Origin of the sequence: Streptomyces sp. NPDC021100 (assembly GCF_044333095.1) — a bacterium.
In the GTDB taxonomy this organism is placed as follows: Bacteria; Actinomycetota; Actinomycetes; order Streptomycetales; family Streptomycetaceae; genus Streptomyces.
In genome coordinates, this window is the sequence record NZ_JBIRQH010000012.1 from 146,139 (window position 1) to 162,030 (window position 15,892).

Sequence of the window (15,892 nt, forward strand, 5' to 3'; positions counted from 1 at the left end):
GTGCACGGCGCGCGAGTCAGGCGCGGCGCGGGCGCCGCGTCAGCGTGTAGCCGCCGATGGCCGCGAGCGCGCCGAGCACGGCACCGCCGACGGTCCACAGCCAGCGGTCCGACCACCAGCTCCCGTTCCAGCCGTCCTCCGGCTCGGAGACGGCACCGGCGTGCAGCGGCGCGCCGAGCTCGCCGCCCTCGGCGTACTTGCCGCCGGCGTCCTCGGCGGTCGCCTCGACCTCGGCGTGCACGGGCAGGCCCATGTCCTGGTCGGGCCCGTCGGCGACGGTGAGGCGGATGTAGTACGCGCCGGGCAGCGGGTCGTTGGACCAGCGCTCGGCGTACGGGCGGACGGCGCGCAGGGTGCAGCTCAGGGTGACGGTGGTGTCCTGCTGGGACACCCGCTTCGTCTGCTCCCCCTCGGCGCAGGCCTGGCGGCGGCGCAGGCCGTCGAAGACGTCGAGCTGCCAGGTGGCGGCGCCGTGCCGGGCGCTCGCCTCCGGCAGCTTGACCGTCGCCTTGGCGGTGGGCCGCTGTCCGGCTCCGGCCGGGAACTGCCAGTAGAGGTAGTCACCGGTCGTACCGTCGGCGGTGGCCTTCTGGTCCTGCTTGACGGCCGTGGCGGTACGGAACGACGTACCCGCCTCGGTGGGGTCGCCGTTCTGGCCCTTGGTCCCGGCGGGGGCGTCGGCCGCCGCCGCGCCGGAGACGGTGAACAGCGCGCCGGCCGCGAGCAGCCCGGCGGTCAGGGTCCGTGCGACCCGTGTGATCCTCATCAGTTGGCCCTCCAGATCGCGACGCGCCAGCGGGCCAGCCAGCCCCACAGCAGACCGGCGACCAGGCCGGTGCCGACGAGGACGGCGAGCAGCACCCAGCCCCGGCCCAGGCCGAAGGCGGCCATGTCGGACGGCTTGTCCGGGGACTTCACCAGGTCGACGGCGAGCTCGACGGGCAGGCCGGGGTCGCGCTTGACGGAGGCCGGGGCGGAGAAGGAGTGCGAGACCTCCAGGCAGACCGTCCGCGCGTCGTCCTTGGCGTCCTTCTTGCCCTTGCTCACGGGGTAGCGCAGGCCGGAGGACATCACGTCGGTGCGTCCGTTGCCGGCGTCGGAGCCGCGGACGAGCTCCTGGCCGCCGTCGCCGACGGCTCTGACGAGGATGCCGTAGTCACGGTCGACGGGCCGGTCGGCGCCGACGCTCGCGGCGGCGCGGAGCTCCTGGCCGGGCTTGACCTTGACCTTGTACCACCGGTGCTCGCCGAAGGTCTCACGGTCGGTCCACACGCCGGCGCCGATCTCGGGCGCCGCGGAGCAGGCGTCCGCGCCCTTCGTGGGCTTGGGCGTGTCGTCGACGGGCGTCTCGGAGCGGCGGACGAGCTGCTTGATGCGGCCCGAGAGCTCCTTGGTGTGCCGCACGGTGGTGTACGTGCCGCCGGTGGCCTCGGCGATGCAGGTGAGCTGCTCGCGGGTCTTGTCGTCGTGCGCCAGGCCCAGCGTGTCGATGGTCAGGTGCGTTCCCTTGGCGGCGAGTTCGCGCGCCACGTCACACGGGTCGGGCTGGCCGCAGGAGTCCTCGCCGTCGGTGATGAGGACGATGCGGCGGGTGCCGCCGTCCTCGCCGAGGTCCTGGTCGGCGCCGCGCAGGGCGTAGCCGATGGGCGTCCAGCCGGTGGGGCGCAGGGTGGCGACGCGCGTCTTGGCCTCGGTCCGGTCGAGGCGGCCGACGGGGTACTCCTGCGTGCTGTCCTTGCAGCCGACCGCCTTGTCGTCCCCGGGGTAGCGGGAACCGAGCGTACGGATGCCGAGTCGCACGCTCTCCGGGGTGGCGTCGATGACCTCGTTGAACGCCTGCTGGGCGGCGGCCATGCGGGACTGGCCGTCGATGTCGCGGGCCCGCATCGAACCGCTGACGTCGAGGACGAGCTCGACCTTCGGAGAATCCTTGGAGGGCCCGTCGGCGGCCTGCGCCGGCACGACACCTCCGGCCAGTGCGGCGAGCAGAGCGCAGGCGCCCGCCGCCAGCCGTCTTGTGATGATCATCCGAAGATCCTAGTGACCCACAGGCGGCCGACTCAAAACGGGAGTTGCGGGAGCGGGAGGCACCGCGGGGGCGTCAGGAAGCGCGTGAGGGCACCGGGAGCGCGTCCCGGTGCCCTCGGTCCGTCCCCCGGTCCCTCCCGCCGGGGGGCGGGCTAAGCCGGCGGCGGTCACAGCCCCTGCTGCTTGGACTGCTTGAGCTTGGTGATGTCGATCGTCTGATCGGCCGGCGGTGCCTTCGCCGGGACCGGCTTGTTCCAGTCCGTCAGGGTCACGGCGCTCTTGTCCTTGCTGTCCTCGATCCTCAGCGGGTAAGGGCGGCCGGTGGTGGCGACGCTGATGGTGGTGCCCTTGGCGCTGATCGGGACGGCCTGCTGCCCGTCGACCGTGGTCGGCGCGCCCTTGGTGATCGTCACCGAGCCGTCGTCGTCCTGACCGACCTTGGTCTGCAGCGCCGTCAGCTCGCACCCCTTCGTCATGCTGCTGAGGCTGGGCTCACTGGTGGGACCGGTGACGTAGCGGCCCTTGAACAGCTCGGCCGCCTGCGGGTTGGCCTTCGTCCGCCACAACTTCTCGTCGGCCTTCATCCACACCCGGTCACCGAGCTTGATCAGCTCGATGGTCCCCGTGTCGGCCGTCTTGACCGTGCCCGCGCAGTTGCCCTGCTTGTCCAGGGCGAGGTCGACGTCCATCCGCTCGCCGCCCTCCGTCCCCGACATCTTGAACCGGAGCGAGGTGGCGCTCCTGAGCTCCGACTTGGCCTTGTCGGATATCTCCTTGCCGGACAGCTTCTCCACGCCGTTGCCGGACGGCGCGTCCTTGGCGGGCGCGGAACCGGCCGCCGAGGCGGGCTTCTTGTCCCCCTTGTCTCCCTTGTCGTCCTTGCTGTCGCTGCCGCAGGCGGAGAGTCCCAGGACCGCCGCCATGCCGACGGCGGTCATGGCGATGCCGTGCTTGCGCTTCATTCGGTGCCACTCATGCTTTCTGTCAGTGCTGATGTTCGAGGTAACACCCTACGGCCCGGCACCGACAACGGATTCACGCCCCGGGCTGCCACGGCGGCGGCTCCGGGGCCGCCATGGCGTGCACCCGCTCGGTGACGGCCTTGGCGAGCTGCTCGCGCTCCTCCGGGGAGAGGCCGTCCAGGAGCGCGAGGGTGACGTCCCGTCCGTCCGCGCCGGGCCGGTCGCCGGACGGCGGGTGCGCGGTCACCCACTCCAGGACCTGCCGCACCTCCTCGGGGCGGTGCAGCAGCCAGAGCGCGGCCAGCGCGTCGGGGCCGGTGCGGACGGCCTGGAGGTAGAACTCGTACTCCTCTCGCCGCTGCGGCGACCACAGCAGCGGCGGCGCGCCCTTGTCCGCCGGGCGCGGCGGCTCGGCCGCGGGCTGGGCGGCGGCGAGGCAGCAGGCCAGCCCGGTGGCGTCCACCGGCTGCGGCTGGGCGAGCAGTTCGAGGAGGTGCTGGGCCGACGCCTGCTCGGCGGCGTTTTCGGCGCGGGCCGCCAGGGTCTGGAACCGCCGGTCCAAGTGGCCGACGACAGCCGCCCAGCAGCCCTCCGGCGGGCCGCCGCCGAGCACCGCGCGGGCGGGGTCGGCGACCCACCAGGCGACCTGGAGGGCCGCGGGCGCACAGCCCGGCGGCAGCGCCCAGGTGCCGGTGCGGGGCGCGGTGTCGACGAGGTACGTCTCGCGGTAGCCGCCGAACGCGGCGCGGACGAACGAGCCGTGGCCGCCGGGCTCGCAGACGGTACCGCCCTCGCCGTCCAGCAGCACCAGGGCCTGCTGGCCGGGCTGCGCGAGGCGGAAGCGGACGAGCTCCCCGAAGGGGCTGCGGGTCCCCCGGCGCCACGGCGGGGTGTCCGTCACGGTGGCCGGGTACGGGGTGAGGGTCATGCCGGTCTCTCTCCTGCTGGTGTTCCGAAGTGTCAGAGGGCCTGGCGCCAGGCGGCCAGTGCCTCGGCCGCCCGCCGTCCGCCGGGGGCCGGCCGGGCCGCCTCGAACGCGCTGAGCAGCCGCAGCGCGCCGCCGCGCGGCGCGGCGCCCAGCCGGTCGGCGAGGTGCTCGACGAAGGGGGCGCGGCGGGGGTCGTCGGCCGCGCGGCGCTGCCAGTCCAGGAGCGCGGCGCGCACGGCGGGGAAGGTGTCGGGTTCGGCGAGCGCGCACCGGATCAGTTCCAGGCCGGGCGGGTCCTCGCCGGGTCGGGCGCCGGCCCGGGTGCCGAGCAGGTGGCGGGTCCACCACTCGGCGGGTTCGCGGGCCGCGGCGGCGGCGCGCAGCAGGTGGGCGGTGGCGGTGCAGGCGGCCTGCCGGGTGGCGCCGCCGGCGCGGCACCAGGGCACCAGCCCGTCGAGCAGGGCGGCCCGGCCCGCGGGTTCGGCGAACAGGGAGAGCAGCGCCCGGCGGACGGCGGAGGCGACGGCGCCCGTACCGTCGCGCGGCCCGTCGCAGACGGTCCGCAACAGGGTGAGCGCGGTCCCGGGCCGGGCCAGCCCGAACTCGGTGGCGCAGGCCAGGGCGACGGTACAGCGCCGGGAGACCGACGCCTGCCGGCTCCAGCCGCGCAGCCGGGCCTTGACGGCGGTGGCGAGCACGGGGTCGGTGGAGGCGGCGCCCAGGGCGCGGGCGGCCAGCCGCCAGTCGGCGGGCCGGGGGGATGCGGCCAGTTCCTCGACCGGGCCGAGCGCCCGGCGCCCGGAGCTCCACTGGGCACACTGGCCCAGGACGAACCCGGCGCGGTCGCCGCGCCCGTGCTCCGACGGCGTGGTGCCGAGCCACTCCACCAACAGCACGGCCGCTTCCGGGTGTTCGCGCCACACGTGCTCCAGGACCGCGCGGCCCTGGAGGTGCCGGGTGAACGCCACGGGCCGGGTGAGGTAGCTGTAGGCGGAGGTGGTGTGCACCTCGGCGGGGGCCACGTACGCGCCGATCGCCTCCAGCCGTTCGCTGCGGGACCGGCGGAAGACGGCCCGGGGCGGTTCCTCCGCGTCCGTGTCGGGGGCGGGCGCGGTGCCGCCGAGCCGCCCGTCGGCGATCCGCAGCAGGCGCCCGGCCTCCTCCTCCACGAGCGTCTGGTCGAAGTGCTCGAAGACACAGGCGGCGAGCAGCAGGGCGAGGTCCTCCGGGCTGTCGCGCAGCGCGTCCAGCAGCCGCGGCGCCCGGTCGGCCGCGTGGAAGCTCAGGTGCTCCCGGACGCTCTCCGGGTCCGCGCCCCGCCGGACCACCCGGACGATCTCGGCGGCGATCTCGACGACCTGGGCGGGGCGCAGCCCGGGCTGCAGGGTCTCGTCGAGCAGCCCGGGCGGCAGGGCCGCCAGCGCCGGGCCGACGTCGGCCGGGCCGCCGAGGACGGCGGCCAGCCGGGCGTCGAGGACGGCGCGCGGCTCCGGCGGCAGGGCCCGGACCGGCGGGGTGTGCAGGGTGTCGCCGAGGTGCGCCAGGACGGCCGGGGTGCAGGGGATGACGACGACCATGCGGGCGTCGGCCCGTTCGAGCCGGGCGCGCAGTCCGTCCAGGGCGATGGTGTCGAGCGCGGTGAGCCGCGGTTCGAGGAGCCCGTCGGCGAGGTAACCGCGGGCCGGGGCGGTGCCGGGGGCCCAGGTGGTGAGGTCGCTGTCGGAGTCGAGGGCCCGGAGCGCGAAGCAGCCGGTCTGCCGGTGGAGGAGGTTGAGGGCGGCGGTGCGGCGGCCGGTGCCGTCCTGTCCGGCGAGGAAGAGGAGGCGGTCGTCGCGCAGCCGGCCGAGGGCGTCCGCGAACCAGGCGGGCTCGGCGAAGCCCTCCAGGGCGAGGGCGGTCCGCTCGGCGGGGATGTCGCCCTCGCGCGGCTCGACGCCGTCGCCGCGCGGGCCGGCCGGCTCGCCGTCGCCGGCGGCGTCGTAGTGCTGGCCGCCGCGGACCAGGTCGGAGATGTTCAGGAAGCCGCGGTTGTCCCAGATGTTGACGACCTGGAAGCGGCGGCCGAACTCCTCGGCCGCCTGCTCGCCGAGGTCGGGACCCGGGTCGGGGCTGGGGTCGGGGCCGGGAGCCGGCTCGGAAGCGGGGGCGGGATCGCCGTGCGGCGGCGCCGCGTCGGAGGCGGGCGCCTCCGACTCGTCGACGAGGACGGATTCGCTCACCGGCCCGCTCCCCGTGCGTCGTCCCGCGGGTCGGCGCCGAAGGAGGCGTGCTGGCCGCCCTGCACCGAGCCGTTGTTGAGGAAGCCGCGGTTGCCCTGGCTGTTGATGGTGGTGGTGCCGTGGGACGCGGCGGGCGCGGGCCGGTCCCGCCGCTCGGGTACGGGCGCGGTCGCGGGCGCCGGCTCCTCGTCCTCCGGCCGTTCGCCGAGGATTCTGCGGTCGTAGAGGTTGCCGGAGGGCGCGGGCACGTACAGCCAGGCGAGCTGCTGGAAGTTCTTGCCGGCGACGGTGGCCGGCACCTCGATGAACTGGTCCGGGTGGCGGCGGGTGTAGCCGGAGAGGACCGCGTCCTCGAAGACGCGCTGCGAGAGGATCGCGGCGACCTGGGTGATGCTCTCGCTGGACGCCGCGAGGATGGCGCGGACGGGCCGGGAGTCGAGCAGCCGGTGGGTGTCGTTGCGCGGGGTGCCGTTGCCGTCGCCGGGGGCGCCGGAGTCGGGCAGCGGTCCGACGTGGAGGCTGGCCCGGAGCCGGACGCGGCCGGTCGCGGTGGCGTGGATGTTGTAGTCGGTGAGGACTTCCTGGAGTTCGTGCAGGAAGGGGTGGATGACCCGGGGCAGGGCGACGGGGTCGAAGCCCATGGCGAAGCCGTCGCCGGTGTTGTTGGCGAACTTCCGCTCCAGCCAGAGCTGTTCGAGCCCGGAGCGGACGAACGCCTGCCCGAGGAGCTGCGGGATGACGGTGGTGAGGGAGGCGTGTTCGGCGGCGGGCCGGCCGGTGAAGTCCTTCGCGTCCACGGCGAGGATCCCCCGGTAGGGCGGCAGGTCGCGGCTGACGCTCCAGGGGGCCGGGCCGGTGGCGGGGGTGTCCGTGACGGACATAGGGGCGACTCCTCGGTGGTGAGGTGGGCGGAACGATCCGCTGGGGTGGCACCCGGCACCCCATTCCCCCCGGAGGGGTGCCGGGCTCACCTCGGATCCTTCTGGAGTCGCACTGGTCGGTGTGCACCACGAGTGCACAGGAAACGTGACGGGCGTCACGCGTCCGCGTACGGCTCATCCGTCACAGCGGCCGCCGCCCGCAGGGCGCCGAGGTCGTGGACGACGACACCGCCGCGCTCGGCGCCGACCACCCGGTCGCCGATCTCGCACAGGGCCGCGCTGACGGTGTTGCGGGACACCCCGAGGTACTGGGCGAGTTCGGTGCGGGTGACCGACACGTGCGCCCCGTCGCCGGTCCGTCCGCCGTACGCCGCCTCGGCGAGGGCGAGCAGCGCCTGGGCGACCCGCTCCCGCGAACAGCAGCCCCCGCGGGCGCGGTCGGACTGCCGCAGCCGGGTGAGGGCGTGCCGGGTGAGGACCGGCGACAGATCGTGCCGCTCGACGAAGCCCCGGAACCGGCGCCCCTCCACCACGACGACCGTGACGTCCCCTATGGCCGACACGGACGCCAGCCGCCGTTCGCTCTCCTCCAGCACCGCGGCCTCGCCCACCACGTCACCGGCGCCCCGGAACGCCAACACCCGTATGCGGCCGTCGCGTTCCACCCGGGTCACCTTGACCACCCCTTCGACCAGGGCGAGTACGTGCGTCCCCGTGTCGCCCTGGCGCAGCAGCGTCTCACCGGCCCGGTGCCGGCGCGTCCGCCCCTCGTCGAGCAGCCGCTTCCATAACGGCTCACCGGCCAGCCGGGTGAAGGTGACGCCCAGCGCCGGGTCGTGCCGCTGCCTCTTTCCGTCCATGAAGGGACTGTAGGTGTAACGGGCGTCATAGGGACGCGAGATGAGGGAGCCCGGCCGTGCGGAGGCCCCGGGGCGGCCGTTCGCCCCGGGACCCCGCGGATGGGACTACTCCCCGTCCGCGCCGCCCTCCAGCTCGCCCTCCGTCTCCAGGAACACCTGGCGCAGGGCCGCCAGCGTCTCGGCGTCGGGCTTGGCCCACATGCCGCGGCTCTCGGCCTCCAGCAGCCGCTCGGCGATGCCGTGCAGCGCCCAGGGGTTGGCCTCCTGGAGGAAGGCGCGGTTCTCGGGGTCGAGGACGTACGCCTGGGTGAGCTTGTCGTACATCCAGTCGGGGACGACGCCGGTGGTGGCGTCGTAGCCGAACAGGTAGTCGACGGTGGCGGCGAGTTCGAAGGCGCCCTTGTAGCCGTGGCGGCGCATCGCCTCGATCCAGCGGGGGTTGACGACCCGGGCGCGGAAGACGCGCGAGGTCTCCTCGACGAGGGTGCGGGTGCGGATGGTCTCCGGCCGCGTGGAGTCGCCGATGTACGCCTCCGGTGCCTTGCCGCGCAGGGCCTTCACCGTGGCCACCATGCCGCCGTGGTACTGGAAGTAGTCGTCCGAGTCGGCGATGTCGTGCTCGCGGGTGTCGGTGTTCTTCGCGGCGACGGCGATCCGCTTGTAGGCGCTCTCCATGTCCGCGCGGGCCGGCCTGCCCTCCAGGCCGCGGCCGTAGGCGTAGCCGCCCCACACGGTGTAGACCTCGGCGAGGTCGGCGTCGGTGCGCCAGTCGCGGCTGTCGATGAGCTGGAGCAGACCGGCGCCGTAGGTGCCGGGGCGGGAGCCGAAGATACGGGTGGTGGCGCGGCGTTCGTCACCGTGCTCGGCGAGGTCGGCCTGGGCGTGGGCGCGGACGAAGTTGAGCTCGGCGGGCTCGTCGAGGGCGGCGACGAGCCGTACCGCGTCGTCGAGAAGGCCGATGACGTGCGGGAAGGCGTCGCGGAAGAAGCCGCTGATGCGCAGGGTGACGTCGATGCGCGGCCGGCCCAGCTCCTCCAGGGGGACGGCTTCGAGTCCGGTCACGCGTCGGGACGCCTCGTCCCACACCGGCCGGACGCCCAGCAGCGCCAGCGCCTCGGCGACGTCGTCACCGGCGGTGCGCATCGCGCTCGTCCCCCAGAGGGAGAGGCCGACGGACGTGGGCCAGTCGCCGTTGTCGGCGCGGTAGCGCTCCAGGAGGGAGTCGGCGAGGGCCTGGCCGGTCTCCCAGGCGAGCCGGCTGGGGACGGCCTTGGGGTCGACGGAGTAGAAGTTGCGGCCGGTCGGGAGGACGTTGACGAGGCCGCGGAGCGGCGAGCCGGACGGGCCGGCCGGGACGAAGCCGCCGGCGAGGGCGTGCACGGCGTGGTCGAGCTCGTCGGTGGTGGCGGCGAGGCGGGGGACGACCTCGCGGGCGGCGAAGGCGAGGACGGCGGCGACGCCGTCGCGCTGCCCCTCCGGGAGTTCGGCGCAGACCCCGGCGACGGCGTCCGGGTTCCAGTCCGCCGCCTCCATGGCCTCGACGAGGGCGCGGGCGCGCGCCTCGGCCTCGTCGGCGGTGGTGCGGGTGGCGGCGGACTCGTCCAGGCCGAGGGCCTCGCGGAGGCCGGGCAGGGCGGAGGTACCGCCCCAGATCTGCCGGGCGCGCAGGATGGACAGGACGAGGTTGACGCGCTCGGGGCCGGTGGGGGCGCCGCCGAGGACGTGCAGGCCGTCGCGGATCTGGGCGTCCTTGACCTCGCACAGCCAGCCGTCGACGTGCAGCAGGAAGTCGTCGAAGCCGTCGTCGTCGGGCCGGTCCTGCAGGCCGAGGTCGTGGTCGAGCTTGGCGGCCTGGATGAGGGTCCAGATCTGGGCGCGGATGGCCGGGAGCTTGGCCGGGTCCATGGCGGAGATCTGTGCGTACTCGTCGAGCAGCTGCTCCAGACGCGTGATGTCGCCGTACGACTCGGCGCGGGCCATCGGCGGGACGAGGTGGTCGACGAGCGTGGCGTGGGCGCGGCGCTTGGCCTGCGTGCCCTCGCCCGGGTCGTTGACGAGGAAGGGGTAGACGAGTGGGAGGTCGCCGAGGGCCGCGTCCGGGCCGCAGGCGGCGGACAGGCCGGCGTTCTTGCCGGGCAGCCACTCCAGGTTGCCGTGCTTGCCGAGGTGGACCATGGCGTCGGCGCCGAAGCCGCCGTCCTCGCGGGAGGCGGCGATCCACCGGTAGGCGGCGAGGTAGTGGTGCGACGGCGGCAGGTCGGGGTCGTGGTAGATGGCGATGGGGTTCTCGCCGAAGCCGCGCGGCGGCTGGATGAGGATCAGCAGGTTGCCGCGGCGGAGGGCGGCGAGGACGATGTCGCCCTCGGGGTTGCGGCTGCGGTCGAGGAACATCTCGCCGGGGGCGGGCCCCCAGTGCTCCTCGACGGCTTCCCGCAGTTCCGCCGGGAGTCGGTCGTACCAGCGCTTGTAGTCGGCGGCGGGGATGCGGACGGGGTTGCGGGCGAGCTGCTCCTCGGTGAGCCACTCCTGGTCGTGGCCGCCGGCCTCGATGAGGGCGTAGATCAGCTCGTCGCCGTCGCCGGACTCCAGCCCGGGCACGGCCTCGTCACCGAAGTCGTAGCCCTCCTCGCGGAGCCGGCGCAGCAGGGCGACGGCGCTGGCGGGGGTGTCGAGGCCGACGGCGTTGCCGATGCGGGAGTGCTTGGTGGGGTACGCGGAGAGGACGAGCGCGATCCGCTTCTCGGCGGCGGGGACGTGCCGCAGCCGGGCGTGCTTGACGGCGATCCCGGCGACGCGGGCGGCGCGCTCCAGGTCGGCGACGTACGCCGGGAGGCCGTCCTCGTCCACCTCCTTGAAGGAGAACGGGACGGTGATGATGCGGCCGTCGAACTCCGGGACGGCGACCTGGGTGGCGGCGTCCAGCGGCGAGAGCCCCTCGTCGTTCTCCTCCCAGGCGCTGCGCGGCCCGGTCAGGCAGAGCGCCTGGAGGACGGGCACGTCGAGGGCGGCCAGCGCGCCGGCGTCCCACGACTCGTCGTCGCCGCCGGCGGACGCGGCAGCGGGCTTGGTGCCGCCGGCCGCGAGGACGGTGGTGACGACGGCGTCGGCCGCGCCCAGCGCCTCGACGAGCTCGGGCTCGGGGGCGCGCAGCGAGGCGACGAACAGCGGCAGCGCGCGGCCGCCCGCGTCCTCGATCGCGCCGCAGAGGGCCTCCACGAAGGCGGTGTTGCCGCTCATGTGGTGGGCGCGGTAGTAGAGCACGGCGACCGTCGGCCCGCTCGTCCCCGGCTTGGGCGTGCGCTCCAGCGTGCCCCAGGTGGGGGCGGCGGCCGGGGGCTCGAAGCCGTGGCCGGTGAGCAGCACGGTGTCGGAGAGGAAGCGCGCGAGCTGTTCGAGGTTGGCGGGCCCGCCGTGGGCGAGGTAGGCGTGCGCCTCGGCGGCGATGCCGATGGGCACGGTGGAGTGCTCCATCAGCTGTGCGTCGGGGGCCTGTTCGCCGGTGAGGACGACGACGGGCTTCTCCGCCGCCAGGAGCCGGTCGAGCCCTTCCTGCCAGGCGCGGACACCGCCGAGGAGCCGCACGACGACGAGGTCGACGCCCTCCAGCAGCGCCGGCAGCTCGTCGAGCGCGAGCCGGGCGGGGTTGGCGAGCCGGTACGGGACCGGGCTGCCCTGGGCGGCGGCAGCGCGGGCGCTGAGCAGGTCGGTGTCGGAGGTCGACAGAAGAAGGATCACGCGGCGCTCCCGAGTACGTCGAGGGTCGCCCGGGGTGCGCGGGACCGGAACATGCGCATGCTGCGGCTGGCCTTCCTCGGGGTCCGCGCCCCGGGCGGTTGGAGGACGGCGGGAGTTCCTGACTCGCTCGGCCGCGTGGTGCGTGGTGTTGCTGCCGTGCTCACAGTGGCGGGACCGTGCCGGAGTTCCACCGGCTTCCTCCCCTGGCGCCGTCGCTGGCGTCCGGCGGATGGCTCCGCCGATCAGCCATAGTAGCGACCTGCGGCTTCGGGGCCGAGGGGGGAGTTTGCCCCGGACCCGCCCTTTCGCCGATTCCTGGGGGCTGCGCCCCCAGACCCCCGCCTCGCGGCTTCGCCGCGAGGCCCTCAAGCGCCGGACGGGCCGATTTCAGCCCGTCCGGCGCTTGAGGACAACCGCGCGGAGCGCGGTTCCGGGGGTGCGGGGGCCGGCCCCCGCAGGAAACTGGGGGCACCTCCCAGCGGTAGCTGGGGGAGAAAGGGCGGGACCGGGGCAAACCCACCCCCCGACCCCGTCGGTATGCTCGCCGCCATGCCCGTCACCCCCACACCCCCCGGCCGCGCAAGCGGCGACGCGTGCCCCGGCGCCCTCCGCCTGCACGCCGCCGACGACGGCGCACTGGCCCGCGTACGCCTCCCGGCGGGACTTCTGACGATCCGTCAGGCGACGGAACTCGCCGCCCTCACCGAGGACTTGGGCGACGGCAACCTCGACATCACCTCCCGCGGCAACATCCAGCTCCGCGCCCTGCCCGCCGGCTCCGGGGGCGAACTCGGCGGCCGCCTCCGCGCCGCCGGCCTCCTCCCCTCCGACCGCCACGAGCGCGTGCGGAACATCGCCGCGTCCCCTCTGCACGGCCTGGACGGCACCGGGCACGCGGACGTCGGCGCCTGGGCCCGCGAACTGGACCGCCTGCTCTGCGCGGACGACGAAGTGACCGCCCTCTCGGGCCGCTTCCTCTTCGGCCTCGACGACGGCCGCGGCGACATCGCCGCCCTCACCCCCGATGTGACATTGATCGCAGAGCCGGACGGCCGGACGGCCGTGCTCTGTTACGCCGCCGAGGGCCCGGGCCTGCGCGTCCCGGCCGCCGACGCGCCCCGCGCGGCCGTCGTCGCGGCCCGTCACTTCCTCGCCGCGCACGGCGGGTCCGCGTGGCGGGTGACGGAACTCCCCGCCGGCCACCGCCCGGACGTCACCGCCCTGGCAGCCGTCCTCGCCGACACCGAAGTGACCGCCGTTCCCGCGACCCGTTCCCCCGCCCCGCCACCGGGGCCGGTGTCCGGACCCGACGGCCGTACCGCCCTCTCCGTCGCCGCTCCCCTGGGCCGGCTGACCGCCGGTCAGTGGCGGCTGCTCATCGCCGCCGCCGAGGCCGGCTCCGGCGAACTGCGCGTGACGCCCTGGCGGGGCGTCGTCGTCCCCGGCCTCGCCGGCGCGGACGCGGCCGCCGCCCGGCTCGCCGGGCTCGCGGACGCGGGCCTGGTGGTCTCCGCCGGCTCCCCCTGGTACGGCGCGGGCGCCTGCGCCGGGCGCCCGGGCTGCGCCAAGTCGCGCGCCGACGTGCGCGCCGACGCGACCGCCGCGCTCACCGGCACGCGCCCTGGCGGCACCGGTGGCCTGCCGGTCTACTGGTCGGGATGCGAGCGGCGCTGCGGCCATCCCGGCGGGCGGTGGGTCGACGTCCTGGCGGTGGACGACGGCTACCGCGTGACGGTACGGACGGGGGGCGGGGAGGCGGAGGACGGCGTCCGCTCCGTCACCGCGCCCGGCCTGCCCGGCGCGGTGGCCGCCGCCCGCTCCGGCCCGGGCGGCGACGGGACGCCGTGACGGTCCGGCGGCCGGGTGCCGCGTACCGCCGGAGCTCGGCCGATGTATAGATGTACCGACCGTATGGATGTACCGACCATGACGACGAGGACGGCCACGCCGCCGCGCCCCGGGGCACGTACCGCCCGGCGCGCCCCCGGACCCGGCCGGCCGGTCCCCCGAGCACGCGAACGCGACCGGCGCGTGAGCGCACCCCGCGCGTGAGCGCGACCAGCAAGCCCAGCGAGCGAGGCAGAGGCAGCACAGTGTTCGACTACGACAAGGACGGCGCGTCCATCTACCGCCAGTCCTTCGCCACCATCCGCGCCGAGGCGGACCTCGGCGGCCTGCCGCCGGACGTGTCCCGGGTGGCGGTCCGCATGATCCACGCCTGTGGCATGACGGACCTGGTGCGCGACCTCGCGTACTCCCCGGACGTGGTGACCGCGGCCCGGAAGGCGCTGCTCGCGGGCGCGCCGATCCTTTGCGACGCCAACATGGTCGCCAGCGGCGTCACCCGCAAGCGGCTGCCGGCGGACAACGAGGTGCTGTGCACCCTCACCGACCCGGCCGTGCCCGGACTCGCCGCGCGGATGGGCACGACGCGCAGCGCCGCCGCCCTGGAGCTGTGGCGGGACCGGCTGGACGGGGCCGTGGTGGCCGTCGGCAACGCGCCGACGGCGCTGTTCCGGCTGCTGGAGATGGTGGCCGAGGGCGCGCCGCGCCCGGCGGCGGTGCTCGGCATACCCGTCGGGTTCATCGGCGCGGCCGAGTCGAAGGACGCCCTGGCGGAGAACGCGCTGGGGCTGGAGTACCTGGTGGTGCGCGGGCGGCGCGGCGGCAGCGCCATGGCCGCCGCCGCGATCAACGCGATAGCGAGCGAGGAAGAGTGAGCGAGCAGCAGTCCCCGGCCACCGGCCGTCTCTACGGGGTGGGGCTGGGCCCCGGAGATCCCTCGCTGATGACCCTGCGGGCGGTGGAGTGCATCGCCGCGGCCGACGTCGTCGCGTACCACAGCGCCCGCCACGGCCGCAGCATCGCGCGTTCCATCGCCGAACGGCACCTGCGCGCCGACCACATCGAGGAGCCGCTGGTCTACCCGGTCACCACGGAGACCACGGACCACCCGGGCGGCTACCGGGGCGCGATGGAGGAGTTCTACGAGGAGGCCGCGGCGCGGCTGGCCGCGCACCTGGACGCCGGGCGCACGGTGGCGGTGCTCGCCGAGGGCGACCCGCTCTTCTACAGCTCCTACATGCACATGCACAAGCGACTGTCCCACCGCTACCCGACCGAGGTCGTCCCGGGCGTCACGTCCGTCAGCGCCGCCGCGGCCCGGCTGGGCGAGCCGCTGGTCGAGGGCGAGGAGGTGCTGACCGTCCTGCCGGGCACGCTGCCCGAGGAGGAGCTCGCCGCGCGGCTCGCGTCGACCGACTCCGCCGTGGTGATGAAGCTCGGCCGCACCTTCCCGGCCGTGCGGGGCGCGCTGGAGCGCTCGGGCCGGCTGGCGGAGGCGCGGTACGTGGAGCGGGCGACGATGCCCGGCGAGCGCACCGGGCGGGTGGCGGAGGTGGACCCGGAGTCCGTCCCGTACTTCTCCGTGGCCGTGCTGCCCAGCCGGGTGGCCGCCGCCACCGGTCCCGCCCCGGAGGAGCCCATGAGGACGGACGGCGGCGAGGTCGTCGTCGTCGGCCTCGGCCCGGCCGGGCCGCGGTGGCTGACGCCGGAGGCGCGCGGCGCGCTGGCCGCCGCCGAGGACGTCGTCGGCTACAGCACCTACGTGGACCGGGTGCCCGTCCGCCCCGGGCAGCGCCGGCACGCGTCGGACAACAAGGTGGAGTCGGAGCGCGCCGAGTTCGCCCTGGACCTGGCCCGGCAGGGGCGCCGGGTGGCCGTCGTCTCCTCGGGCGATCCGGGGGTCTTCGCGATGGCCAGCGCCGTCCTGGAGGCCGCGTCCGAGGGACCGTACCGGGACATCCCGGTACGGATCGTGCCGGGCATGACGGCCGCCCACGCGGCGGCGGCCCGGGCGGGCGCACCGCTCGGGCACGACTACGCGGTGGTGTCGCTCTCCGACCGGCTCAAGCCATGGGAGGTCATCGCGGAACGGCTGCGCGCCGCGGCCGCGGCCGACCTGGTGCTCGCCCTGTACAACCCGGGCTCGCGCAGCCGCGTCTGGCAGGTCGGCAAGGCCCGCGACCTGCTGCTGGAGCACCGTTCCCCGGACACCCCGGTGGTGCTCGGACGGGACGTGGGCGGCCCGGAGGAGAGCGTCCGTGTCGTCCGGCTCGGGGAACTCGTCCCCGAGGAGGTCGACATGCGCACCCTCCTCATCGTCGGCTCCACGCAGACGCGGGCGGTGCGGCGCGGCCCGGGCGAGGGCGAGGACATCGTCTGGACGCCGCGGCGGTATCCGGAGCGGTGACGGGTCGGTAGGGCGGGTCCGTCCGAA

The 15,892-nt window shown here is 75.3% G+C and carries 11 protein-coding genes and 1 riboswitch; of the genes, 3 read left to right on the top strand and 8 right to left on the bottom strand.

The window, feature by feature from the left end; genetic code table 11:
* Positions 1–16: 16 nt before the first annotated feature.
* The 8 genes from ACH4PU_RS22100 to cobN all read right to left on the bottom strand — a co-directional run bounded on the left by ACH4PU_RS22100 (position 17) and on the right by cobN (position 11,613).
* Positions 17–766 carry a hypothetical protein gene (locus ACH4PU_RS22100; RefSeq protein ID WP_398274545.1) on the bottom strand — a complete coding sequence of 250 codons (750 nt, stop codon included), beginning with the start codon at positions 764–766 and terminating at the stop codon, positions 17–19.
* Entirely contained in the window at positions 766–2,028 is a 1,263-nt protein-coding gene (locus ACH4PU_RS22105) for a VWA domain-containing protein (protein ID WP_398274548.1), read from the bottom strand. Before ACH4PU_RS22105 ends, ACH4PU_RS22100 begins: the two co-directional genes overlap by 1 nt.
* Positions 2,029–2,195: 167 nt before the next feature.
* Positions 2,196–2,990, bottom strand: a complete 795-nt coding sequence (locus tag ACH4PU_RS22110) for a hypothetical protein (RefSeq protein WP_398274551.1) — start codon at positions 2,988–2,990, stop codon at positions 2,196–2,198.
* A 73-nt stretch (positions 2,991–3,063) separates the two neighbouring features.
* Entirely contained in the window at positions 3,064–3,918 is an 855-nt protein-coding gene (locus ACH4PU_RS22115) for a hypothetical protein (protein ID WP_398274554.1), read from the bottom strand.
* Positions 3,919–3,950: 32 nt separating this feature from the next.
* Complete coding sequence (locus ACH4PU_RS22120; RefSeq protein WP_398274557.1) at positions 3,951–6,137, bottom strand: hypothetical protein; 2,187 nt, start codon at positions 6,135–6,137, stop codon at positions 3,951–3,953.
* Positions 6,134–7,018 (bottom strand): hypothetical protein, encoded by an 885-nt coding sequence (locus ACH4PU_RS22125; RefSeq protein WP_398274560.1) that lies wholly within the window; start codon positions 7,016–7,018, stop codon positions 6,134–6,136. The genes ACH4PU_RS22120 and ACH4PU_RS22125 overlap by 4 nt, the downstream gene beginning before the upstream one ends.
* A gap of 155 nt (positions 7,019–7,173) precedes the next feature.
* Positions 7,174–7,878 (bottom strand): Crp/Fnr family transcriptional regulator, encoded by a 705-nt coding sequence (locus ACH4PU_RS22130; RefSeq protein WP_398274563.1) that lies wholly within the window; start codon positions 7,876–7,878, stop codon positions 7,174–7,176.
* Positions 7,879–7,983: 105 nt separating this feature from the next.
* Complete coding sequence (gene cobN / locus ACH4PU_RS22135) at positions 7,984–11,613, bottom strand: cobaltochelatase subunit CobN (RefSeq protein ID WP_398274566.1); 3,630 nt, start codon at positions 11,611–11,613, stop codon at positions 7,984–7,986.
* 112 nt (positions 11,614–11,725) lie between these two features.
* A riboswitch (cobalamin riboswitch) is annotated at positions 11,726–11,814 on the bottom strand.
* A 348-nt stretch (positions 11,815–12,162) separates the two neighbouring features.
* On the opposite strand from cobN, the gene ACH4PU_RS22140 reads away from it, so the two are divergent.
* The 3 genes from ACH4PU_RS22140 (at position 12,163) to ACH4PU_RS22150 (ending at position 15,865) form a co-directional block, all read left to right on the top strand.
* Entirely contained in the window at positions 12,163–13,461 is a 1,299-nt protein-coding gene (locus tag ACH4PU_RS22140) for a cobalamin biosynthesis protein CobG (protein WP_398274569.1), read from the top strand.
* Between the two features lie 245 nt (positions 13,462–13,706).
* A complete protein-coding gene (locus ACH4PU_RS22145; protein ID WP_398274729.1) occupies positions 13,707–14,333 on the top strand; it encodes a precorrin-8X methylmutase in 627 nt (208 codons plus the stop codon).
* Entirely contained in the window at positions 14,330–15,865 is a 1,536-nt protein-coding gene (locus tag ACH4PU_RS22150) for a precorrin-2 C(20)-methyltransferase (RefSeq protein ID WP_398274572.1), read from the top strand. Before ACH4PU_RS22145 ends, ACH4PU_RS22150 begins: the two co-directional genes overlap by 4 nt.
* The last annotated feature ends 27 nt before the right edge of the window (positions 15,866–15,892 follow it).